The organism is Enterobacter sp. 50793107 (assembly GCF_001463365.1).
Taxonomy (GTDB): Bacteria; Pseudomonadota; Gammaproteobacteria; order Enterobacterales; family Enterobacteriaceae; genus Enterobacter; species Enterobacter cloacae.
The window spans coordinates 135428-158028 of the sequence record NZ_LNII01000062.1 but is presented as its reverse complement, the minus strand read 5'-3'; the positions used below and the strand labels follow the sequence as shown (position 1 = coordinate 158028).

The following is a 22601-nucleotide window of genomic DNA, read 5'->3' as shown; positions in this document are numbered from 1 at the left end:
AGAAATCCCTGATAACCATCAACCTCTCCGAATACCAGGAGCCGCACACCGTCTCCCAGCTCAAGGGTTCCCCGCCGGGCTACGTCGGCTACGGCCAGGGCGGTATTCTCACCGAAGCCGTGCGCAAGCGCCCGTACAGCGTGGTGCTGCTGGACGAAGTGGAAAAGGCCCACCGGGACGTGATGAACCTGTTCTATCAGGTCTTTGACCGGGGCTTTATGCGCGACGGCGAGGGGCGTGAAATCGACTTCCGTAACACGGTAATTCTGATGACCTCGAACCTCGGCAGCGACCACATCATGCAACTGCTGGATGAACAGCCGGAGGCGACAGAAGCCGACCTGCACGAACTGCTGCGTCCGCTGCTGCGTGACCACTTCCAGCCAGCCTTACTCGCCCGTTTCCAGACGGTGATTTACCGTCCGCTCACGCAGGAAGCCATGCGTACCATCGTGGAGATGAAGCTCGCACAGGTCAGTAAGCGCCTGAACCGACACTACGGCCTGACCACGCAGATTGACGAGAGCCTGTATGACGCCCTGACCGCCGCCTGCCTGCTGCCGGACACCGGTGCGCGTAACATCGACAGCCTGCTGAACCAGCAGATTTTACCGGTGCTGAGCCAGCAGCTGCTGACCCACATGGCGGCGAAAAAGAAACCACATGCCCTGACGCTTGGCTGGAGTGATGAAGAGGGGATTGTACTGGCGTTTGACCTCACAGAAGGAGTGCACGCATGAGCAGTAATCCCCCGTTGAGATTCAGCCACAGCCATCACCTGCTTTCGGTGAAGGGCTGTGACGCAGGGCTTGATGTGCTGGCGTTTGAGGGCGATGAAGCCCTGAGCAAACCCTTCCGCTACCGTATTGAATTCACCAGCGCGGACCATGCCATCAGCAAAGAGATGATGCTGATGAAAGCGGCTTCCCTGACGCTGCAGGCTCCGGTTGACCAGGGTTATGGCATTAAGGTGCAGCAGCTGGTGCGGGTGATACAGGGGATGGTGAGCGGGCTTGAGCGTCTTGGCACCTCAAAAGATGAAACCCGCTACGCGGTGACGCTTGAGCCGCGTCTGGCACTGCTTGACCGCTCGCACCAGAACGCCATTTACCAGGACATGTCCGTCCCGCAGATTGTGGAGAAAATCCTGCGCGAGCGCCACGGCATGCGCGGCCAGGATTTCCTGTTTTCGCTCACCAGAGAGTATCCACGGCGTGAGCAGGTGATGCAGTACGGTGAGAACGACCTGCACTTTATCACCCGCCTGCTGGATGAAGTCGGTATCTGGTTCCGCTTCACCACCGACACGCGGCTGAACATCGACGTGGTGGAGTTTTACGACAGCCAGCAGGGGTATGAGAAAGGCCTGACGCTGCCGTCGGTGCCGCCGTCAGGGCAGCATTCGCAGGGTGTGGACTCGGTGTGGGAAATGGAGAGCCACCATAACGTGGTCCAGAAGGCGGTCAGCACCCGCGATTACAACTACCGTCAGGCCACGGAGGACATGAACGCCCGGGTTGACGCGACCGGCGGGGATACCACCACCTGTGGTGAGGCCTATCATTACGGCGATAATTATCTGACGCAGGGCAGCGCGTATGACCGTAACCCGGCGCCGGAGTCCGGGGCGTTTTACGCCCGCATTCGTCACGAACGTTACCTGAATGGCCAGACGAAGACCAGGGCTTTCACCAGCTGTCCGGTGCTCTCTCCGGGGCAGGTAGTGAAAGTCACCGGTGGGTACGAAGTGGCAGACGTGTTTGCGCAGGGTGTGGTTGTCACGGCGATGCACAGCCATGCCCGGCGTGATGAAGATTTTGGCGTCAGGTTTGACGGTATCCCGGACAGCACCGATTTTTGTTTCCGCGCGGCGCCAGGCAGCCGCCCGGTGATGGCCGGCACCTTACCGGCCCGCGTCACCAGTACCACCGAAAATGACACCTACGGGCATATCGATAAAGACGGCCGCTACCGCGTCAACATGCTGTTTGACCGGGACAACTGGGAGACCGGATTCGAGAGCCTGCGGGTCCGCCAGTCCCGCCCGTATGCCGGCGACACGTACGGCCTGCACCTGCCGCTGCTGGCGGGTACCGAGGTGGCGATTGGTTTTGAAGACGGCAACCCGGACCGGCCGTACATTGCCGGTGTGCTGCACGACTCGGCGCACGGTGACCACGTCACCATCCGCAACTATAAACGTAACGTGCTGCGCACCCCGGCGAACAACAAAATCCGCCTCGACGACGAGCGCGGAAAAGAGCATATCAAGGTCAGTACGGAGTACGGCGGCAAGAGCCAGCTGAATCTCGGCCACTTGGTGGACAGCGAGAAACAGCAGCGCGGCGAGGGGTTTGAGCTCAGAACCGACAGCTGGGGTGCCATCCGGGCGCAGAAAGGGATTTTTATCAGTGCTGACGGTCAGGCTAGGGCGCAGGGCCAGGTCCTCGATATGGAGCCAGCGCTTGCAAGGCTTTCAGCAGCATTAGTGGAAATGGAGTCTCTTGCTGCCAGCGCACGGCAGGCTCAGGCACTGGTTGCTGATGTCAGTCGCCAGCAAAAACTCCTGAAACAAAAAATCGGGCAACTGCATGAGGAAGTGATTCTGGGCAGTGCGCCAAAAGGCATGGCACTGGTGAGCGGCGAAGATATGCAGCTATCAGCCAGTGATAATATGACGCTGACAGCGGGTAAACAGCTGGATGTCGGTGTGCAGAAGGACTTTACGCTGGCGGCCGGTAAACAACTCAGCCTGTACAGTCGTGAAGGGGCAAAACTTTTCAGCTCGCAAAACGACATTGATATTCAGGCTCAGGGTGGGAATATCACCACCTGGTCGACACAGGACACGCATATTTCGAGTGGCAGGAAACTGATTGTTACGGCACAGGACGAGCTGACGCTGATATGCGGAGGCGGCTATATCAAAATCAGCGGCGGGAATGTTGAGATTGGTGGTCCTGGCAAATTGTTTATAAAGAACTCAGGAATAAAAAAAGCTGGTTCCGGTAGTATGCAAGGAGTTATGAAGTCATTCGAACCAGAATGTTTTGACGAAAAATTTATTATCAGAAATGCATTAACCCAAGAACCGCTCCCAGGAAAAGCCTATAAAATAACTATGCCAAACGGATCAGTTGTCACTGGTATAACAGACTCGCAGGGGGCAACGACACTTAATTCTTCGGATATGATAGATGATATGGTCATAACACTTACAGGTCGTTAAATAATATTGATGGAATACCTATGTTAGGATTAATACTCTTTATAATGTGTTTATATTCTCTTGTGATTGGCAGTCTCTTATATATTTTTGTTGGGTTTTTTCATAAACCTATTAATGGTGGGTGGAAAAAAGCAGGTAAGTGGTGTATGTGTGTGGCTTTGTCATATGTTATTATATATATCCTTCAGTTACATGGTGTCCCAATAATAAGATAAGCAACGGCTTGTCTAACAGATAATAAAAGGATGCTTCTAATGAGTGAAAAAACAGAAACAACTAGGGCTTTAGAGTTGAAGTATGACGACAATGGGAAACCCTCATGGCGTTCAAGCCCATCTCATAAAAATATAAAGGTCCGTGGAGGATGCGATTTACCTCCTCATCTTCCTGGTTTGATAATACTCGTCCATGGTGTTAACTCAACAGGTGAATGGTATCAAAATGCGGAAGTGTCTCTCTGCGACGGATTAAATGATAGGTTGGGGCTCAATGGTACTCAATTTGAATTGAAGCCGAACAAATATAGTACAGATTGTGAGGAAGAGGGAGGGAAAAGTAACTCGTCACCTTCACCTTTAGCTCGCAGAGAACTTATTGAAAATTCTGAGCGTTCTCCAATCATTCGATTCTATTGGGGATATTCTTCTGTGAGGGGGGAAGAGGATAAATATGTTATTCCGTTAGCTAATGTGGATGGTGAAGATTATCATCAAATGAAAAGGACAGGTATAAAACCAGATGATATTCGGAAAAAAGGGCCATATATATGGGGAGGTGGCCCATTCCAAAATGGCACGAATAACTTACACTCGCTTTGGAGTAACTATGGATTCGATGAGAATCTGGCGGGAATTCCTGGAGCGAAACTTCAGTATTTCAATGAAGATAAAGATAGACTTTTAACAAACGCTCCGCCAAGAAAATATTATTCACATGCAGCTAAGCGATTAGCAGATCTTTTAGACCTTATCCGGGATAAATATCCTAACGATACAGTTAGTATTATCTCTCATAGCCAAGGAACAATGGTTTCGCTAGCCGCAGTCACATTAGCAAAAAAAGGACCAGATGCTCTTTTTATATTAAACTCCCCTTATGCAATGCATAATAGCCAGCTTAATGAATTTTCAATTCCTCAACAAGAGAGAATTTCTCCAAGTGGACGCGAAAATACTTTGTCATCAATAATTGAAAAAATTGCAAAGCAATCCTCACATCTGTCCTCCGTGGGTTATAAAGGGTTATGTGTAGGCAAGTTTACTGATAACTCGAGTTGGAAGCCTGAAGGTGAGAATGTAATACGGGCTGGAAAAATACAAGAACGTGATAATCATGGCAGAACGTATATTTATTTTTGCCCTCATGACCGAGTTATGGGGTCATTACCGCTTCGCTCGATAGGGTGGCAGGGCTTACCTAATGATAAAAATGGGAATCCACATCCATTAATTGTGAGATTTAAAAATAATTTGTACCAGAGGATGTTGGCTAGGAATACGCCATGCGGCTCTTATCCTGATAAGCAGACACCATTTGGTACTTTACCTGATGGAAAACCCTTCTGGGATGATAAAGGCGACCAATATCAAAGCAGCAGCATCACCTATCCAGACCCTCCAGAATGGCAAACAGTGTTTGTAAATGCAGAAAAAGTCCCTGAGCCAATTAATCCCAGTGAGTTGGCCGAATTTGATGTAACCAGAGTTGGTAAAGAGCATGACTCAAAACAACAGGATGGGTGGGGGGAAGTAGTCCCTAAAACTGGAGAGAAATATGACAATACATATGATAACTATGTCAATTTATATCCAAATCAAGATGTTGTAATCGGCTATAAGGAGCTTCCAAGTGGTTATGTGCAAGAGATAACTAGGAAGGAAACTTTCGAAGAAAAAGATAAAAGATTACGAACTTATGTTTCTCAACCAACAGATCACAGCACACTGCCGGGAAGCAAGAAATTTATGTCCAGAGTAGTTGCTTATGATTTACCGATAGGTTACTGCGATGCTACATGGGATAAAGAATTCCTTTCAAAGCTCCGATACCTTGCTGATTGGACCACTGGCGCTGATCCTTATATGAACACCGGGATTGTTGAAAGTATTAATGAACCTTCAATGATAAGTCGGGAAACGGGTATCGAGGAAATGATTCGAGAAAAGGCAAAGGAGTATGGTTATTAAATGAGTAGATACATCGTTGTTTTAGGGGATGCCACTACGCATGGTGGCAAAGTCACATCAGCCTCATCCAGTTTCGATATATCCGGTAAAAATGCCGCACTTTTGAATGATACCGTCAGTTGCCCGAAACACGGCATTAATAAAATTATTGAATGCGATGTTTCTGCGTATGAAGAAAACGGGCGTGGAATTGTATTGCACGGCTGCAAGACGCAGTGTGGTGCGAGTGTCATTGCAAGTATGCCGGATATGGAGGTTGGCTGATGGGATGGTCTCTGCCGGAAGTGCCTGAAAAAGAGCAGGCACCGGCCTGGTCACCGTGGATCTGTCTGTTGATTATTATTCTCGGACTTTGCACTGGACTGCTTGTTGTGGTACTAAAATCACCGGTGACAGGGTTACTTTCATTGAGCAATGGGGCCTGGTTACCACTGACGACCTGGACATTTGCGGGCATTTCGGCAGCCATCGCGGTCTATACTTTCAGTCAGGAAATGCTGGCAATTTGTGTCTGGAACTGGAATGAGTGGTGCCGGAACATGCGTCTGAAGTGGCGCTTACGTGCACAACAGCATCTTGTCATTCTCAGCCATGTTTTCATCACTGCCGATAAGGGACTGTTAGCTCGTCTTGCACATACGCAGGAAGAGGAAAGTACAGACACATCGCCTCTCACGATGTTGCCAGACGAACCGCTTACACCCGGTATTTCACGTTTTGAGCAACTGCTTCGTCATCTCATTGCTCAGATAATGCCCTCGATTCGGCGGCGATATCCTTCCGGCCCACTCCAGATTATTGTTCAGACCAACGGTAGCGACAAAGACCGTGAATCTCAATCATTCCATCGTATCTGGTCAGCAGGTTCCCCTCCCTGGAAAGCTGAGATTCATTTTCAGGACGCAGACTCATCCTTTGATGACTGGAATCAGTTTATGGGATTAACAACGCTGCCGGTATTGGTACTAGCCATGCACTATCGTTTGCCCAATGATGTTCTGCCGGAATTTGCCAGCGCGTTATTTTTGATGCCGCCATCGATGCTGAATCCGGGTGAGCAAAAAAATGCGTTACGGGTTTTCCGGGCGATGCCGCTCAACACCCGTATGCTTGCAACGGAACTCACTGAATTACGGGATATGGCTCTCACGCCTGCCAGCAAGAAACACCTTGTCTGGCACAGTGGACTCTCAGATGCGCCACGGCAGTCAGTGAGCAGGGTGCTGAATGATCTGTCGGTTCCTTTGTACGATAGCATTGGCACTGGCGGTGTCATTGACTATGATACCGCCAGTGTCCGGTATGGCGGTCTTGCTGGCTGGGCAATGACTGGCGCTGCGGCTGAGATGGCTGCTTATGGCCCCGCCAGCCAGTGGCTTCTTCTCGAAGGTGAAGATGATGCCTGGGTAGTGACGCTCGGAAACGCCGCCCCCGCAATCGGGCATGATCATTTCGCTATTCAACCACCCTTTCCCGGGGGATCTGTTCTTATGGCATTACTGCTCAATGCTGGGCTGTACAGTCTGATGATCCGCTATTTCCCTTCAACTGCATTCTCCTGGGCAGGGATCTCTCTTCTTCTGCTGTCATTGATAGTGACATTGCCTGGGCTGGCCATTTTGCTGAGACGAATTACAGCCCGCCTTCAGCGCCCGGAATTTATCAGGGTAGCACGACACTCCGGAAAGGAATAACCGGCATGAAAAAGGTTTCAAAGCCACTGGGAGCAGGGCTACTTATCGTGGCAGTTCTGCTGATGATACTCTTTATTTTTGCACAGACAGCGCAGTTACCGTCCGGTAGTGGTGACGATAATTTCTGGTATGTGCTGGCAGGTTTCATCATCCTGACCACAACATTATGCACCCTGGTATTTTTTACGTTGTCCAGGCAACAAAATCCCTCTCCCGTCACGCCTGATGGTGAAAACAATCACAATGAAGAAAGATCGTCGGATCAATATAATTTTTCAGCACTGAGCAGGCATCTCAGAAGACGGTACTCGTCGTTCTGGCGTAGCAAAGTCCGGCTGTTGTTAATCACTGGCGATGAAGCGGCAATCGAACAATTGGTACCCGGCATGCAACAGCAGCAGTGGCTTGAAGGTAACCGCACCGTGCTGATTTACGGCGGCAGCCTGGCATCGGAGCCCGACCGCGAAAAATACATCGCGCTGCGCAAGCTGCGACGCGGACGCCCGCTGGACGGGATTATCCGTGTACTACCGCAGTCGCTTAAGCTGACCCCGCTAATCAGCGACAACGATTTACGCGGGCTGGAAAAAATCAGCGAACTGCTGCGCTATTCCGCCCCGGTCTGGCTGTGGCAGTTGTGTGACAGCAACTGGTCGCAGGATACGCGTCCTGAGCAGGCGGTAGGCGCAAGCTTCCCGCTGCGTGCCAAAGCTGACGATATTACACGTCAGCTTGAGCGGATGCTGCCTGCATTGCGAACGCAGGGTGTGAGTCAGGTCACTGAGAACAACAGCCACGACTTCCTGTTGCGCCTGGGTCAGCATCTCAAAGACGGCGGTATCGTCCGCTGGACTGAGCAACTGGTGCCATGGTTGGCTGCCTCCCAGCAGCGCGTTCCCCTGCGGGGGCTGATGTTCAGCCTGCCGGAGAAGAAAACTGCCGGTACGTCAGCGAGCACAGCCGACGCTGAGCAGTATATTCCGGGGTCACAGCGTCATGCACTGACCCTGCCGGCAACCTGGCAGGGTATCGTTGACGACTGCCCCCGCGTGCGTGGCCGCCGTGTCGGTATGGCGTGGGAGCAGACGCTTGCCTGGACGCTGATGGCGATGATTGGCGTCTGGGGGGCGGGAACACTTCTGTCGTTCGCGGTCAACCGCATGCAGATAGTCTCTGTTGCGCAGCAGGCGCATGCCCTGGTGGAGCATCCTTCCGTATCGGATTACCAGCTGACGGCCCTGCATACTCTGCGCAATGATGCCGGCCGCCTGCAGCACAGTATCCAGGACGGAGCGCCCTGGTATCAGCGCTTCGGCCTCGACCATAATCAGCAGCTGCTTGATGCGATGCTGCCCTGGTACGGCGTGGCAAACAATCGCCTGATACGCGACCCGGCAAATGAGGCGCTTAAGCAGAAGCTCAGCGCGCTGGCAAATTCTGCCCCCAACAGTGACCAGCGGCCACGACTGGCGAAACCGGGCTATGACCAGCTGAAAGCCTGGCTGATGATGGCTCGTCCGGATAAAGCCGACGGCGCATTCTACGCGCAGACTATGAAAACCGTGCAGCCGACGCGAATGGGTATCTCGACAGGCCTGTGGCAAAGCCTGTCACCGGATTTGTGGGCTTTCTATATATCCGAACTGCCAGCGCAGCCACAGTGGAAAATTACGCCAGATGCGCAGCTGGTCAGCCAGGGCCGCCAGGTGCTGCTGCAGCAGATAGGACGGCGCAACGCGGAAAGCACGCTGTACGAGAACATGCTCAAATCCGTGCGCCGTAACTTTGCCGATGTGTCTCTGGAGGACATGACCGGCGGTACCGATGCCCGTCGCCTGTTTACCACCGATGAGGTGGTACCGGGAATGTTCACCCGTCAGGCCTGGGAGGGGGGGATTCAGCAGGCTATCGAAAAGGCCGCAAATTCCCGCCGCGATGAAATAGACTGGGTACTGAGCGACAGCCGGAAAGCCGTCTCCTCAGACCTGTCGCCGGAAGCACTGAAAGCGCGTCTGACACAACGCTACTTCACTGACTTTGCTGGCAGCTGGCTGAGCTTCCTCAACAGCCTGCAACTTAATCCGGCGAACAACATAGCGGATGTCACAGACCAGCTGACGCTGATGAGTGATGTCCGCCAGTCACCGCTGATCGCCTTGATGAATACCCTCGCCTGGCAGGGACAGACCGGACAGCAGCGCGAAGCTCTTTCGGACTCCATCATCAAATCGGCCAAAGACCTGGTGGGCGGGCAGGACAAACCGGTGATTGACCAGTCTGCGTCAGGACCGCAGGGGCCGCTGGATGACACCTTTGGACCGTTGCTTCAGCTTCTGGGTAAAAACAAGGGCAGCAACGTCATGTCGGCTGATAACTCCCTGAGCCTGCAGACGTACCTGACCCGTATCACCCGCGTGCGTCTACGACTGCAACAGGTGGCCAGTGCCTCTGACCCGCAGGCGATGATGCAGACCCTGGCGCAGACCGTATTTCAGGGCAAAAGCGTGGACCTGACCGACACCCAGCAATACGGCAGTCTGATTTCGGCAAGTCTTGGCGAAGAGTGGAGTGGTTTTGGCAGCACGATGTTTGTGCAGCCGCTGACCCAGGCATGGGAAACCGTACTTCAGCCATCGGCGGCGAGCCTCAATGACAAGTGGAGCCGCTCTGTGGTGGCGAACTGGCACACCGCATTTGACGGGCGTTTCCCGTTTGCCGCGAGTAAAAGTGATGCCTCCCTGCCGATGCTGGCTGAATTTGTGCGTAAGGACAGCGGACGTATTGAACGCTTCCTGACGACAGAGCTCGGTGGTGTTCTTCACAAGGAGGGTAGCCAGTGGGTGCCGGATAAAGTCAACAGCCAGGGGCTGAGTTTTAACCCGGCCTTCCTGCGGGCGATTAATCAGTTGAGTCAGCTGTCGGACATTTTGTTTACCGACGGCAGCCAGGGTATCAGCTTCGAACTGCAGGCGCGTCCGGTACCGCAGGTGGTGGAGACGCAACTGACTGTTGATGGACAAAAGCTGCACTACTTCAACCAGATGGCTGACTGGCAGTCCTTCCGCTGGCCGGGAGACACGTACAAGCCGGGAACCATGCTGACCTGGACCACGGTCAACGCCGGTGCGCGTCTGTTCGGGGATTACAGCGGGACCTGGGGCTTTATTCGCTGGCTGGACCAGAGCAAGTGTGCGCAGCTTGATCGCAGTCAGTGGATGATGAGTTTCACCGCGCCGGATGGCCGTACCCTGCAGTGGGTGCTGCGTTCACAGCTGGGCAGCGGGCCGCTGGCGTTACTGGCACTGCGCGGCTTTACGCTGCCCGATCAGATATTCAGCGTCGACAGCGTGGCCACGGCGCAGGCGCTGATGGACAGTACGGAAAGCAGTGATATGGACGGAACGGAATAATGGATATTTTGCAGAATCTGGTTGCCGCCTGTCAGGCGGATGAAACCCTGTTGCGACAGCAGGCGCAGACTCGTACGGAACGCTGGCTGCGCTGGCTTGCTCCGGTCAGCGTGACCTGTCCGACGGGAGAAGACCCGGGATATGACGATGATTTCCAGCGCATTCGCGAGGAGGTCAATAAGCTTTCCGGCATCGATACCGGGCTGATTTGCACGCTTGCCGAAAAACTGATGACCACCACGGCAAAAGATATCCGGGTTGCGACTTATTACTGCTGGGCGCGCCTGCACCAGGATGGCGAAGCTGGCTTCGCCGAAGGGCTTGAACTGGTGGCGGGATTATTGCAGCGCTACGGCATCCAGCTTCACCCCCGGCGGGACCGCAGCCGCAAGGCCGCGCTGGAATGGCTCGGCGGTACCCGTGTACTGGACAGTTTGTCACTGTACCCGGAGGTCGTACGCGAGGATGCACAGCGTACCGCCGGGGCGCTACTGCTCATTGCTGACAGCCTGGAGACAGAGCCTGAAGCATCACGGGCGGAGCTGAATGCCCTGTACAGCGCTCTTGAGTCCCGTCTGATGAAAGGCGGGGGCGTGGATGCCGTTGTACCGCAGAACGCAAGCAATCAGACACGTAGTCAGCAGCCATCTCACACAACAGAACAGGACGCTCCAGTGCTGAGCCGCATCACCTCGGGTCAGGACTTACTGGCTCAGGCTCGCACCCTGACGGGGTACCTGCGTGAGCAACCCGGTGGCTGGCTTGCGGCGCACCGGCTGATGAAAAGCCTGCGTCATGACACGCTGAGTGCTATTCCGGCACCGGATGCTGACGGGAAAACGCGCATCGAGCCGCCGCGAGCTGACCAGCGGGCGATGCTCAAGCGACTCTATCTGCAACAGAGCTGGCTGGAAATACTGGAGCAGGCGGACAATACCTTCTCGCGCGGTGCCAATCACCTCTGGCTGGATTTGCAGTGGTATACCCATCAGGCCCTGATGAAGTCGGGGCAGGATGTGCTGGCCGACATCATCACAGCCGACCTGAAAGGGCTGCTGCGCCGTCTTACCGGGCTTGAAACCCTGGCCTTTAACGACGGGACACCGTTTGCCGATGAGGTCACGCTGAACTGGATAAACCAGAGCGTGCTGGACGATATATCCGGCTGGCGGGATGAACCTGTCAGCGCTATCAGTACGGGTGATAACGATATTCTGGCGCTTGAACCTGAAGCACTGGAGAAAGCAGACAGCGAAGGACTGGATGCCACACTCCACTGGCTTCAGACACGCCCGGGCACCGACTCCACAAAAGACAAATGGTTACTGCGACTGCTGATGGCCCGTGTGGCCGAGCAGAAAGGTAAGAATGAACTGGCCCTGCATCTGCTGAGTGAACTCGACAATGCCGCACAGTCCATCACCCTCGCACAGTGGACGCCGGCGCTGTTGTTTGAAGTGAAATCGCGCCGCTTCCGACTGCTGCGCATAAAAGCCACACGCACTGAAGCCGATAAGTCACGGCTTCAGCCGGAGATGGACCAGCTTCTGGCCGGTCTGATTGCACTTGACCCGGCAGGAAGTGCGGTGCTTTGTGGGTAACAACACCTGCATACCTTTAAAACACACATATTCAGGTTTTTATGGACGACTTAACCCTGCGTTATTACGACGCTGAAATGCGCTACCTGCTGGAAGCGGGCGAAGAATTTGCCCGTGCTCACCCTGAACAGGCAGCAATGCTCAATCTTGATAAAGCGGGCGCGCGCGACCCGTACGTGGAACGTCTCTTTGAAGGCTTTGCCTTCCTCATGGGGCGTCTTCGCGAGAAGCTTGATGACGATCTGCCTGAACTGACCGAAGGGCTGGTCAGCCTGCTGTGGCCGCATTACCTGCGCACCATTCCCTCGATGTCGGTGGTGGAGTTCACCCCCGACTGGCGTGAGATGAAAGAACCGATGCATATTGACAAAGGCTTCGAAGTAAACTCGCGACCGATCGGTGAAAAAGGCACACGTTGTCGCTACACCACAACTCAAGAGATAACCCTACAGCCACTGGCACTGGAGCATGCTCGCCTGTCGACTGATCCGGACGGGCGTTCGGTCATCAGCCTGCGCTTCAGCTGCAGCCATCTGGCTGACTGGAGTTGTGTCGATCTCAGCCAGATCCCGTTCTATTTCAATGCTGACGCACCACTGGCCTGCGCCATGCATGAAGCCTTTACCATGAACACTGCGCGCCTCTGGCTGCGGATGCCGGGTGACACGAACAGAAGACCGCTGGACGGGTATTTCACCGCACTGGGGTTTGGTGAAGATGACAGACTGTGGCCGAAAGGGGACAGCAGTTTCAGCGGTTACCAGTTGCTGCTGGAGTATTTCACCTTTCGCGAGAAATTCATGTTCACGGGGCTGCGCGGACTGGAGAGCGTGGCCTTTCCGGCTGAACTCCCCTGGTTTGAAATCGATGTGGTGCTGGCAGAACGCTGGGAGCACGATTTCAGCTTTACCGAAAAGCATCTGCGCCTGAACTGCGTGCCGGTGATAAACCTGTTTCCGCTGGAATCTGACCCACTGACGCTCAATTCCTTACAAACCGAATACATGCTGCGCCCGATGCGTGTGCAGGATGGCCATACCGAGATATACACCGTGGATTCGGTGATGTCATCGAGCCAGCATACCTACGTGCCGTTTTCGAGCTTCCGTCACAAAGGCGGAATGATGCGTCATGAAGCACCGGAATATTATTACCACACCCGCGTGCGCCGGGGGCCATCCGGGTTGCATAACACCTGGCTCATCCTCGGCGGTGAAGCGTTTGATAACCATACGGTGCCGGAAGATGAGAGCCTGTCGCTGACGCTCACCGGTACCAACGGCCAGCTGCCACGGCGTGCGCTGCAGAGCACTGTACTTGATACGGTGATGAAAACGACTTCGGCTAATATTGCCGTGCGCAACCTGTGTGCGCCAACGCTGCCTTGTTATCCACCGGCGCAGGACCGTTTTCACTGGCGCGTGCTAAGTCACCTTGGCAGCGGGTTTCTGTCGATGATGGATAACGCCGATGTGCTGCGCGGGACCCTGGCGCTGTATGAATGGACCGACAGCGAGATGAACCGCCGCCGCCTGGAAGCCATCCTCGACGTGAAACACAGTGAAACCGCGCGCTTTGAGCAGGGCTATCTGGTTCGTGGCGTGCAGATTGAGGTGACGCTGGACAGCCACGGCTTTGCCGGGCGCGGCGACATCTGCCTGTTTGGCGAGATGCTGAGCCGTTTCTTCGCGCTGTATACCGACATTTATCTGTTTAACCGCCTGATTATCATTCTGCAACCGACAGGAGAGCGCCTGGAATGGGAAGAGAAGCACAATCGCCGCATTCCCGGCTGACCCTGCGGCTGGAAGCCGATCTGCACCGCATGAATTTTTATCGTTTCTGTCAGTTGCTGGAGAAACGTCATCCGGGCAGGCCACTGATGGGTTCAACCAGTCATCCCGCAGATGACCCGGTACGCTTTGCACCGCATCCGGGGATGGGGTTCCCGGCCGGTGAACTGAAGTGTGTCGAATATGACGAAGACGATGACAACACGCCTCCGGTTATTCGAGCGACCTTCATGGGAATGTACGGTGTCGATTCCCCCTTGCCGACGGCGTATCTTGATGACATCACTCAGCGCCGTGAAGGACATGATGCGCTGCAGGGGTTTCTGGATATCTTCAGCCACCGCATCCTGACGCAGTTTTACCGCATCTGGCGTAAGTACTCTTACCCGGCCACCTTTGAGCCCGGCGGGACCGACAGCATTTCGCAGTCGCTGCTGGGCCTGGTGGGGCTGGGTATTCCCGGCACCGCGAACCACATTGCCACACCGGTATCCCGTTTTCTGGCTCTGCTGGGTGTACTTCAGCAACCGGGGAAAACCCAGGAGGGGATTCAGGCCCTGGTGAGCCTGCTGGCACCGGATACCACCGTGACGGTCAGCCCGTACTGCCTGCGTCCGGTGGAGGTCAGTCAGCCACTGGGTTTTTACGGTGATGACGATTTTCTACTGGATGGCAACACGCCACTTGGAGATGAAGCGATGGATGCCAGCAGCCAGCTGCTGATCGCGCTGTCCACCGATAACGAACAGGAATCACAGGGATGGAAACCGGACGGTCTGCTGTATCAGGACTTCCTGGTGATGCTGCGTGTCTACCTTGGCTGGCGTTTTAAGGCAAAAATCACCCTGACAACCCTGACCCGCCTACTGGCCGTGCCACCGCTCGGTGAAGGATCTTTCTGGCTCGGCATGAATGGCGTACTGGGGGCGGAGGAGGGAGCGTTTGCAGATGATATCCCGCAAACCTTTACGACGGAACTGGGCTATTACACCGGCCTGCAACCTGCAACACCACAACAAGGAAACCGACGTGTTACGTACAAGTTTGATTAAACCCGCGTGCTGGCTGCCTGCACTGCTGGCGTTCAGCCTCACGGGCTGTGGGATTACGCAGGGTATCACTGATGGCACTAAATCGGCATTTAACGCTGTGTTTTATAAAAAAATTAAGGTACTGCATCTGGATTTCACCGCCCGTGAAGCGTTGAACACCGATTCCCGCGAAAGTAACTCGCTGTCTGAGCCGGTGGTAGTCCGCGTGTATCAACTGAAAGACCGCAAGATCTTCGACAAAACGGTCTATCAGCAGCTGCTGAAGGACGGGGAGACCATTCTTAAAGCGGACCTTCTGGCCAGCCGTGACGTGGTGGTGAAGCCGGGCGGGGATGTGAGCCTTGATATGCCGATGGAAGAAGGCGCGAAGTTTGTCGCGGTGGTCGGGCTGTTCCGCCATCCGGATATGGTTAACAACACCTGGAAACAGGTGCTCAGACGTGAAGATCTCGATCCGGATAAACCGCGCATTCTTGAAGCCGGGAATAACCATCTGACATTACAACCGCGAAAGGATGACTGATGCCACAGGGACATAACACGCCATCGCTGTATGAAATGCTGACTGGTAATTTTTCCGGTGGTCTGAGCCTGCACCAGGTCAGTGAGCAGAACCAGGTGATTTTATCCGTACTTGATAACATGCAGCGCGTGCTCAACTGCCGCGCCGGTACGCTGGCGCACCTGCCGGACTATGGTCTGCCGGATATGACCAAAATTCTGCAGGGGATGCCGGGTACGACCCATGAACTGATGGGGATCTTATCGTCTGTATTGCTTAAGTACGAGCCCCGGCTTAAGAGAATCGATGTGGTGTTGCTTGAGCAGGCTATTCCCGGCGAACTGCGCTACGCCATCGACGCGGAGCTGAAGGGCATCGGTCTGGTCCGTTACGGTACGGAATTTATGCCGGAGGGCAGGGTGTTAATCCGCCACCTGAAACAGCAGCAGTATCTTGATACCCGTGCCGCACTCTGATTTTTATTCAGGCTTAAACCATCATGACGACACAATCCGAACGCCACCTCAAAACCGGCGGCGACCCGCGTACGCTTGCGGATTACGCCGCCCTGCGTGACGAAATGAACAAACTGACCCACCCGGCGCGACCGGACATCAACTGGCCGCAGGCGGAAAAGCTCTGTCTGTCGCTGTTTGAGCACAACGGGGTGGAACTGCAGACCGCGGCCTGGTATACGCTCGTCCGAACGCATCTTGCCGGTCTGTACGGCATGAACGAAGGACTGGCAATACTGGACGCACTCTTCTCCCGCCAGTGGGGCAATATCTGGCCGCAGCCTGTGCATGCGCGTATGGAAATTCTCAGCGCGCTCAGCAGACGGTTACAACAGATGATGCGCACCCTCACGCTGACCTGTACCGACCTCAGCCAGTTGTACCAGACAGAAGAGCACCTGAACGCACTGGGCGACATATTGCAGCGTCTTGAACTGAGGCATGCCAGCCAGCTCGATGCCCTGCGTACCCTGGTCCATAACGCGGCGGTACGGCTGGAAAACAGCGACGGCGGGCAGGAAGCGGGCGGTGCTGTTCTCCCGGCCAGCTTTACGGCCCAGACAGAACACGTCAGGAGGGGCTATGTTGCGCAGCCGGAGCCGCTGCCGGACAGGCAGGTGATGACCGCGCCGCCTCCGGTGAAGCCCTGGAAGCCATTTGTCGCCGGAATGGCCACCATGCTGGTGATTGCCAGCTCGGTGGCATGGGGATGGCAGACGATGCATACACCAGACCCGGCTCAAACGCAGCTCGATGCCACTCTGGCGCCTTTACCTGACGAATTATCTAAAGCGCAGTTGCAGGCGCTGCGACAAGCGTCACCATCACCACTGGCAGGGCTTAGCAAGACGCAAAACCGGCTCGCACAGCTTAGGGAACTGAAACCTGACTGGGCATGGCGCTACGGCGATAGCCTGGTGCAGCAGGCGCTGATCCTTTGGCCGCAAGAGGCGAAACCGCTGGCGCAACAGTGGCAGCAGCAGGTTAACGTTGCTGCACTTCCGCAGCCATATCTGACTGGCTGGCATCAGGGAATGACCCAATTGCAACAACTGGCGAACCGGCTTAACGCACTTGATGAACAGCGGGGTAAGTACATGACGGTCAGCGAGCTGAAATCAGCGGTATTTACCATGATGCAAGCATTTAACAGTGCCGTGCCTGCAGAGGAACAACTGCGACAGCTGGCAGATCTGCCTCAAAACCAGCCGTGGCCTGCTGCGCAGCAGAGCCAAACAGAACAGCATCTGCAGCAATTGATTGCCCGTTATGCCCTGATGAAACAAAAAACGGCGGAATAGCTACAAAGGGTTCCCTCGTTTAAGAAGGCGAGGAAGTATCCGGGAAGATAAAAATGGCCGGTCAGCGCAGGGGGCTGATCCTGGTTTAACCGTGTGAAAATGAACAGAGGCAACAACGTGTCAGCCAGAGAACGTTTCTTTAAAAAAGTGCAACAGAGTAGCAAGAACATAACGTCAGGTAACACCTCAGTTGAGGCTGAAATCGTTGAATTCTGCGAGCGGTTAGAGGGGCTGGCGCAGCAAATCATTGAGTGGTTTGCGGGCACCAGCATTGAAGTCACGTTATCACGTCAGTATCTTCACGATCTGAGCACATTAGGTTATAGCCTGAGCAGCGGAATTTGCCGCTATGAGATAGCGACTATCCTTCTGCAGAATGGCGAGCGTAGTGTCAGTATCGTGCCAGAGCAGCTCTTTCGTGCAGGAGAAACGGGTTGTGTAAGAATGCGTGTTGAAGCTCCGGGATTTCGTGAGGTGTTTTATCTGAGCATGGCGCCGGAAGCGGGCTGGTTTATCCGGCGCGAGTTTCAGAGCATTAAAGAACGCGCTCTTTTGACGGAAGAACGCTTTTTTGTTGCGGTCGATCGTCTGGCTTGAAGAGCGTATGTAAAGAGCAGGTTGCCTTGCTGGCCTATTCCAACAACTTCGCAAATTTCGCCAGCCACTGCGGATGCGCAGGCCAGGCCGGCGCGGTGACCAGGTTACCATCAACGTGAGCCTGATCGATACCGATATCGGCGTACTCGCCGCCGCTGAGTCGCACTTCAGGCGCACAGGCCGGGTAGGCGCTACAGGTTCGTCCTTTTAAGATCCCGGCGGCGGCCAGCAGCTGTGGGCCATGGCACACGGCCGCAATCGGTTTGTGCGCGGCATCAAATGCCTGCACCAGCTTCAGTACGTCATCATTTAACCGCAGGTATTCAGGCGCTCTGCCGCCAGGGATCAGCAGGGCGTCATAGTCCTGCTCGTTAACGGCGGAAAAATCGGCATTGAGGATAAAACGGTGACCCGGTTTTTCGCTATAGGTCTGAGCACCGTCGAAATCATGGATAGCGGTCATGACATAGTCACCCTTCGCTTTATCCGGGCAGACGGCGTCAACCTGATGACCAATCATCTGTAAGGCCTGAAAAGGGACCATGGTTTCGTAATCTTCGGCGTAATCGCCCACCAGCATCAGGATCTTCTTGCTCATCATTTTCTCACTTTTATGGATAACGACGTTTTAGATATAGCCTGGTGTAGCGCAAATGTCGGAAATAAAAAAGCCCGTCAGAGCACGGGCAAAATAAGCAAGTGATTTAGCAATTCGTTACCAACATAATGGAGGATAACGGCGCATATCTTACGCGCCTGTTGAGTTGGCCGATACCTGATAATTTCGGTAGGTGAAACAACGGATTAAACGTGCGTTACAGCGCGTCGAAAGTGGGGTAAATGCTGTTTTCAATATATTCCGCCACTAACCAGATCTCGCCGCTGAAGATAAACCAGAATCCGAAAATAATAAGCATTAAAATAATTATGGTGAGGATTATTTCTGTTCTTCCCATTGCAGACGATACCCACCCATAGTCTTTTTCATCAAGATGGGCATTGTAGCGGGGCTTTATCCGATACACCAGTTTCATGCCGCCAGGACTTTATTACGGCCATCATTCTTGGCGCGATAAAGCGCGTCATCTACCCGTTTAAAGAGATCGTCGATACTCTCATCCTGGTTGTGCCGCGCCACGCCAATGCTGACCGTAAATCGCGGCAGACCGGGGATCGAGATGCGGGCAACCGCTGCCCGGATCGTTTCGGCGATTTGCATTGCAGTATCGAGAGAGGTGCGTGGCAGCAGAATGACAAACTCCTCGCCTCCCCAGCGGAACACGAAATCCTCTTTCCGGCTACAGGCCTCCAGGGTACGTGAAAGTGCGATAAGCACTTCATCCCCCTTCAGATGACCAAAAACGTCATTGATATTCTTAAAGTGATCGGTATCCACCAGTAGTAAACTGAATTGCTGCTGTAAAGGAAGGTGCGTGAGATTCATTTGCTCAGCGATAATATAGAACTGTCGCCGGTTGAGCAGGCCCGTCATGGCATCCTGTAACGCGGCATGTTCCAGCTCAAGCTCCAGCCTTTTTTGCTCGGTGATGTCATGGATAATGCACAACATCAGTTTATCCCCGTAGATCTCAATTGGTCCGGCATAGGTCTGAACATGGCGGGTTGATCCATCGGCAAGGCGGTGCACAAAGTTGAGTGGCTTATGCCCACCCGGCAGAGCGGCGATTTCGCTCATCACTGGAATCACATCGCGCCCCAGAGTGTTGATCTCCCAGGTATGCTTGCTGCACATCTCCTCGTGCGAGTAGCCATAAAAATTAAGCGCGGCGAGATTGGCATCAACAATTTGGCCGTCGCGAGCAGGGTCGATCAGCAACATCGGGGCGCTGTTTGTCAGAAAAAAGCGAGCATAGAATCCTTGCTTTTTTCGCTGGTAAGTAGCGGAGCGGCTCGCTTTAAGCCCGGTCGGTGCCGGATGTGAAATCCCTTCAAAAACGATAATGTCGCCGTACGGCGCATGGTGGGTCAGCGAAAGACGACAGCTCAACGCGGTTTCATGCCCGTCGCGCCAGACTGTCCAGATCTCGATAATCTCCTGGTCCGTTTTCAGCTCAGGGATATACATCGACAGCACGTCTTGCGCATTGGCTGAGAAAGCGCCTTTTCGCAGATCATCCACCGTTTTATCCCCCATCACCTGAACCGCGGCCGTATTCGCAAAAATAATATGGCCAGAAACGGGGGAGATCAGCCACACGGGGGTTTTAATGACATTCAGCGCATCAAAATAATTTTGCGACATAAGGAATTCCTGTACATCGGCACAATATGCTTGACGATCACGACGGAATCGACTCGCGTGGACTCCTCTGAACCATACTCCAGTTAACCCTGTGTAGCATGATTTTTTTGTGAAACAAAAGCGGATTCCGAATGAATTTTACCAATTGGTATAATCTGTTTCTGTGAATTAATCTGCAGCAGTAGCCACGGGATCTGTTCGGCAGGCAAAGGTCTGGAGAACAGAAAACCCTGCAAATAATCACACCCGAGCTCTGTTAACACCGCTCGTTGCTCTTCTGTTTCGATCCCTTCGGCAACAACATACATCTCCATGGTCCGGGCAATATTAATAATGGTCTCCACCAGCTTGCGGCTTTTCTCATTTTCCAGCATTGACGTCACAAAGCTTTTGTCGATTTTGAGCTCTTTTGCCGGAAGCACGCTGAGCATAAGCAGATTAGAATAACCGGTGCCAAAATCATCAATAGAGACGGTGATCCCGGCCTGGTTGAATGCACTCAGTAATTCGATACTGCGGTCGAGATTTTTAAGGGCAGTGCTCTCCGTGACCTCAAGGATGAGCCGGGAAGGAGAAAGATTATATTTCTGCAACAGAGACGATATGGTCTGAAAGATATCCGGCTGTTCAAACTGAACAGGGGATAAGTTAAAAGACAACGTCCAGTGGGCAAAACCTTGTTCAGTCCAGAAATGCAGCTGACGGCATGCGGCCTCAATCGCCCAGTTACCCACGGGAATAATTAATCCCGTCTGTTCAAGCGAAGGTAAAAACAGATTCGGCAGCAGCACGCCTTGTTCGGGATGTCGCCAGCGAAGAAGCGCCTCAAAGCCGTGGATAGTTCTCTCTTCAGCGTGCCAGGTGGGTTGATACCACAGCTCAAACTGATCGCGCTCAAGCGCCTGCGTGAGTTCCTGCAAAAAACCGGGGTTAGCCGGGATCGCCGTCGACATCTCTGTCCGGTAGACCACCCAGTCGTTTTGGCCTTGCTTTTTAACGTACTGCATTGCCGCATCTGCTTTTAGCTTTAACTCATGCAGCGTTTCGCCATCCTGCGGATAACGACTGACGCCTGCGCTGAGCGTTGTACTCAGCGTATGCCCGCATACGTAAAGCGGGCGGCGCACATCGTCGAGCAGCGTTGAGAGGAGGGACTGGAGTTTGTCGTCATCACATTCTGGAACCAGCAGAATAAAAGCATCGCCCCCCAATCTTGCCAGGGTCATCTCACGGGTAAGCCTCGCCGTGATGCGCTGCGCAATGGTGATTAACAACTCATCCCCGACGTTATGTCCCCAGGTGTCATTAACCTGTTTAAAGTGATCAACGTCGAGGAAGATCACGGCAAACTGTTTATTGCTAAGCAACGCGCTGCGCAGGCAATCCTGCATGCGCAGATCCATCTGGTGGCGATTAGCAAGGCCGGTAAGGGCGTCAAACCGTGCCTGTAGTTCAAGCTGTCGATTGAGCGCCTGAAGGTTGTCCGTGAGCCGGTTGGTACGCCAGTGGGAATCAATGAGTGAGATAATCAACATCATGCCGAGCAGGCACAGCGTGGTGACCGACACCCCTATCGATAATCCCAGTTCGCTGATACCGCCGGGTAGGGTATGAGCCATATCACTGAACTGAGCGGCCCGCATGCCAGTGTAGTGCATGGCACAGATGGCAGCGCCCAGAACTAAAGCGGCGAGAATGCGATTGATAAAGATCCCTTTTCGCTGATGCCGCAGGTGAAAGGCCAACCAGAGCGCGGCACCGGAGGCCATTACGGCAATTAATATGGATAAACCGATGATGGGGTGATCCCAGATGATGGGGCTGTCCAGCATCAGTGCGGCCATACCGATATAGTGCATTGACACCACGCCTGCGCTCAGAATTAAGGTAGAGAGAAGCAGTCTGAAGGGCGAAAGGCGAGCGCCCGTCACGGCAATATTCATTGCCAGCATAGACGCCACCACCGCGACGCCCATTGAGGCGAGGGTTAACCAGAGGTTGTAGCTCATGATCATGGGCATTTTCATCGCTAACATACCAATGAAATGCATCGACCAGATCCCGACGCCCAGCGTAAGCCCTCCGGCAAAACGCCAGAACAGAGCGGCCTTTCCGCTGGAAAGCGGGATTTTCCCGGCATTCTCCAGGGACACAAACGAGGCGATAAAGGCCACAAGATAAGAGATGGCTATTAACACTGGGTCCCACGATACAATGAGCATTATGCAATCCCACGCCAAAGGGGTTACTGATTTCGCCAACCGGGACAGATCTTTATCTGGCTGCGTGCAGGCGAGTTCAAACAATATTAGTTATAGGGTACGTAAAACGGCCCGCACTATTAAAACGCAAAACTGTAAGCAATATAAAATATATTCTCAGTTCTAACTTGTTAAGCACAGCTAAACAAGGACAGTTAATTGCAACAAAGTCTCTAAAATAGGGTGGTGATTAACCC

Annotated in this window: 17 protein-coding genes; 13 read left to right on the top strand and 4 right to left on the bottom strand. The window is 53.8% G+C overall.

Annotation, left to right across the window (positions count from 1 at the left end; genetic code table 11):
* The 13 genes from APU11_RS08625 to APU11_RS08565 form a co-directional block, all read left to right on the top strand.
* The coding region (locus APU11_RS08625; RefSeq protein WP_157849608.1) for an AAA family ATPase at positions 1-740 on the top strand (740 nt) is incomplete at its 5' end.
* Positions 737-3229, top strand: a complete 2493-nt coding sequence (gene vgrG / locus APU11_RS08620; protein WP_060578403.1) for a type VI secretion system tip protein VgrG — start codon at positions 737-739, stop codon at positions 3227-3229. The genes APU11_RS08625 and vgrG, both read left to right, overlap by 4 nt.
* A 254-nt stretch (positions 3230-3483) precedes the next feature.
* Positions 3484-5415: a DUF3274 domain-containing protein gene (locus APU11_RS08615; protein ID WP_038985106.1), complete on the top strand. Its 1932-nt coding sequence runs from the start codon at positions 3484-3486 to the stop codon at positions 5413-5415.
* Entirely contained in the window at positions 5416-5679 is a 264-nt protein-coding gene (locus APU11_RS08610; protein ID WP_038985107.1) for a PAAR domain-containing protein, read from the top strand.
* A complete protein-coding gene (locus APU11_RS08605) occupies positions 5679-7109 on the top strand; it encodes a hypothetical protein (RefSeq protein ID WP_038985109.1) in 1431 nt (476 codons plus the stop codon). The genes APU11_RS08610 and APU11_RS08605 overlap by 1 nt, the downstream gene beginning before the upstream one ends.
* A 5-nt stretch (positions 7110-7114) precedes the next feature.
* Positions 7115-10519, top strand: a complete 3405-nt coding sequence (locus tag APU11_RS08600; protein WP_058651280.1) for an ImcF-related family protein — start codon at positions 7115-7117, stop codon at positions 10517-10519.
* The gene (gene tssA, locus APU11_RS08595) at positions 10519-12120 is read left to right on the top strand and encodes a type VI secretion system protein TssA (RefSeq protein WP_038985113.1); all 1602 of its coding nucleotides are present in this window, start codon (positions 10519-10521) and stop codon (positions 12118-12120) included. Before APU11_RS08600 ends, tssA begins: the two co-directional genes overlap by 1 nt.
* A gap of 41 nt (positions 12121-12161) precedes the next feature.
* A complete protein-coding gene (gene tssF, locus APU11_RS08590) occupies positions 12162-13916 on the top strand; it encodes a type VI secretion system baseplate subunit TssF (protein WP_058651281.1) in 1755 nt (584 codons plus the stop codon).
* Positions 13880-14965: a type VI secretion system baseplate subunit TssG gene (tssG, locus tag APU11_RS08585; protein ID WP_047351690.1), complete on the top strand. Its 1086-nt coding sequence runs from the start codon at positions 13880-13882 to the stop codon at positions 14963-14965. The genes tssF and tssG overlap by 37 nt, the downstream gene beginning before the upstream one ends.
* Positions 14943-15488 (top strand): type VI secretion system lipoprotein TssJ, encoded by a 546-nt coding sequence (gene tssJ / locus APU11_RS08580; RefSeq protein WP_047023101.1) that lies wholly within the window; start codon positions 14943-14945, stop codon positions 15486-15488. The genes tssG and tssJ overlap by 23 nt, the downstream gene beginning before the upstream one ends.
* The gene (tssE, locus tag APU11_RS08575) at positions 15488-15943 is read left to right on the top strand and encodes a type VI secretion system baseplate subunit TssE (RefSeq protein ID WP_038419559.1); all 456 of its coding nucleotides are present in this window, start codon (positions 15488-15490) and stop codon (positions 15941-15943) included. Before tssJ ends, tssE begins: the two co-directional genes overlap by 1 nt.
* Positions 15944-15966: 23 nt before the next feature.
* Positions 15967-17283 carry a VasL domain-containing protein gene (locus APU11_RS08570; protein ID WP_058651282.1) on the top strand — a complete coding sequence of 439 codons (1317 nt, stop codon included), beginning with the start codon at positions 15967-15969 and terminating at the stop codon, positions 17281-17283.
* Between the two features lie 99 nt (positions 17284-17382).
* The gene (locus APU11_RS08565) at positions 17383-17880 is read left to right on the top strand and encodes a hypothetical protein (protein WP_155686908.1); all 498 of its coding nucleotides are present in this window, start codon (positions 17383-17385) and stop codon (positions 17878-17880) included.
* A 34-nt stretch (positions 17881-17914) separates the two neighbouring features.
* On the opposite strand, the gene APU11_RS08560 is transcribed toward APU11_RS08565, so the two are convergent.
* The 4 genes from APU11_RS08560 to APU11_RS08545 form a co-directional block, all read right to left on the bottom strand.
* Positions 17915-18478 (bottom strand): DJ-1/PfpI family protein, encoded by a 564-nt coding sequence (locus tag APU11_RS08560; RefSeq protein WP_023621314.1) that lies wholly within the window; start codon positions 18476-18478, stop codon positions 17915-17917.
* A gap of 217 nt (positions 18479-18695) precedes the next feature.
* Positions 18696-18836, bottom strand: coding sequence for an Ecr family regulatory small membrane protein (locus APU11_RS28475; protein WP_013096448.1), 141 nt, complete (start codon positions 18834-18836; stop codon positions 18696-18698).
* Positions 18837-18910: 74 nt separating this feature from the next.
* Positions 18911-20143 (bottom strand): sensor domain-containing diguanylate cyclase, encoded by a 1233-nt coding sequence (locus APU11_RS08550; RefSeq protein WP_058651283.1) that lies wholly within the window; start codon positions 20141-20143, stop codon positions 18911-18913.
* An 83-nt stretch (positions 20144-20226) separates the two neighbouring features.
* Positions 20227-22365, bottom strand: coding sequence for an EAL domain-containing protein (locus tag APU11_RS08545; protein WP_038985125.1), 2139 nt, complete (start codon positions 22363-22365; stop codon positions 20227-20229).
* Between the last annotated feature and the right edge of the window lie 236 nt (positions 22366-22601).

Excerpts from the sequence above, each read along its gene's own strand:
- tssE (WP_038419559.1), top strand. The coding sequence starts at position 15,488 with ATGCCACAGGGACATAACACGCCATCGCTGTATGAAATGCTGACTGGT.
- APU11_RS08550 (WP_058651283.1), bottom strand. The coding sequence starts at position 20,143 with ATGTCGCAAAATTATTTTGATGCGCTGAATGTCATTAAAACCCCCGTG.
- APU11_RS28475 (WP_013096448.1), bottom strand. The coding sequence starts at position 18,836 with ATGGGAAGAACAGAAATAATCCTCACCATAATTATTTTAATGCTTATT.
- tssG (WP_047351690.1), top strand. The coding sequence starts at position 13,880 with ATGGGAAGAGAAGCACAATCGCCGCATTCCCGGCTGACCCTGCGGCTG.
- APU11_RS08565 (WP_155686908.1), top strand. The coding sequence starts at position 17,383 with ATGAACAGAGGCAACAACGTGTCAGCCAGAGAACGTTTCTTTAAAAAA.
- APU11_RS08560 (WP_023621314.1), bottom strand. The coding sequence starts at position 18,478 with ATGAGCAAGAAGATCCTGATGCTGGTGGGCGATTACGCCGAAGATTAC.
- tssF (WP_058651281.1), top strand. The coding sequence starts at position 12,162 with ATGGACGACTTAACCCTGCGTTATTACGACGCTGAAATGCGCTACCTG.
- APU11_RS08605 (WP_038985109.1), top strand. The coding sequence starts at position 5,679 with ATGGGATGGTCTCTGCCGGAAGTGCCTGAAAAAGAGCAGGCACCGGCC.
- tssA (WP_038985113.1), top strand. The coding sequence starts at position 10,519 with ATGGATATTTTGCAGAATCTGGTTGCCGCCTGTCAGGCGGATGAAACC.
- APU11_RS08600 (WP_058651280.1), top strand. The coding sequence starts at position 7,115 with ATGAAAAAGGTTTCAAAGCCACTGGGAGCAGGGCTACTTATCGTGGCA.
- APU11_RS08545 (WP_038985125.1), bottom strand. The coding sequence starts at position 22,365 with ATGCTCATTGTATCGTGGGACCCAGTGTTAATAGCCATCTCTTATCTT.
- APU11_RS08615 (WP_038985106.1), top strand. The coding sequence starts at position 3,484 with ATGAGTGAAAAAACAGAAACAACTAGGGCTTTAGAGTTGAAGTATGAC.
- APU11_RS08570 (WP_058651282.1), top strand. The coding sequence starts at position 15,967 with ATGACGACACAATCCGAACGCCACCTCAAAACCGGCGGCGACCCGCGT.
- vgrG (WP_060578403.1), top strand. The coding sequence starts at position 737 with ATGAGCAGTAATCCCCCGTTGAGATTCAGCCACAGCCATCACCTGCTT.
- APU11_RS08610 (WP_038985107.1), top strand. The coding sequence starts at position 5,416 with ATGAGTAGATACATCGTTGTTTTAGGGGATGCCACTACGCATGGTGGC.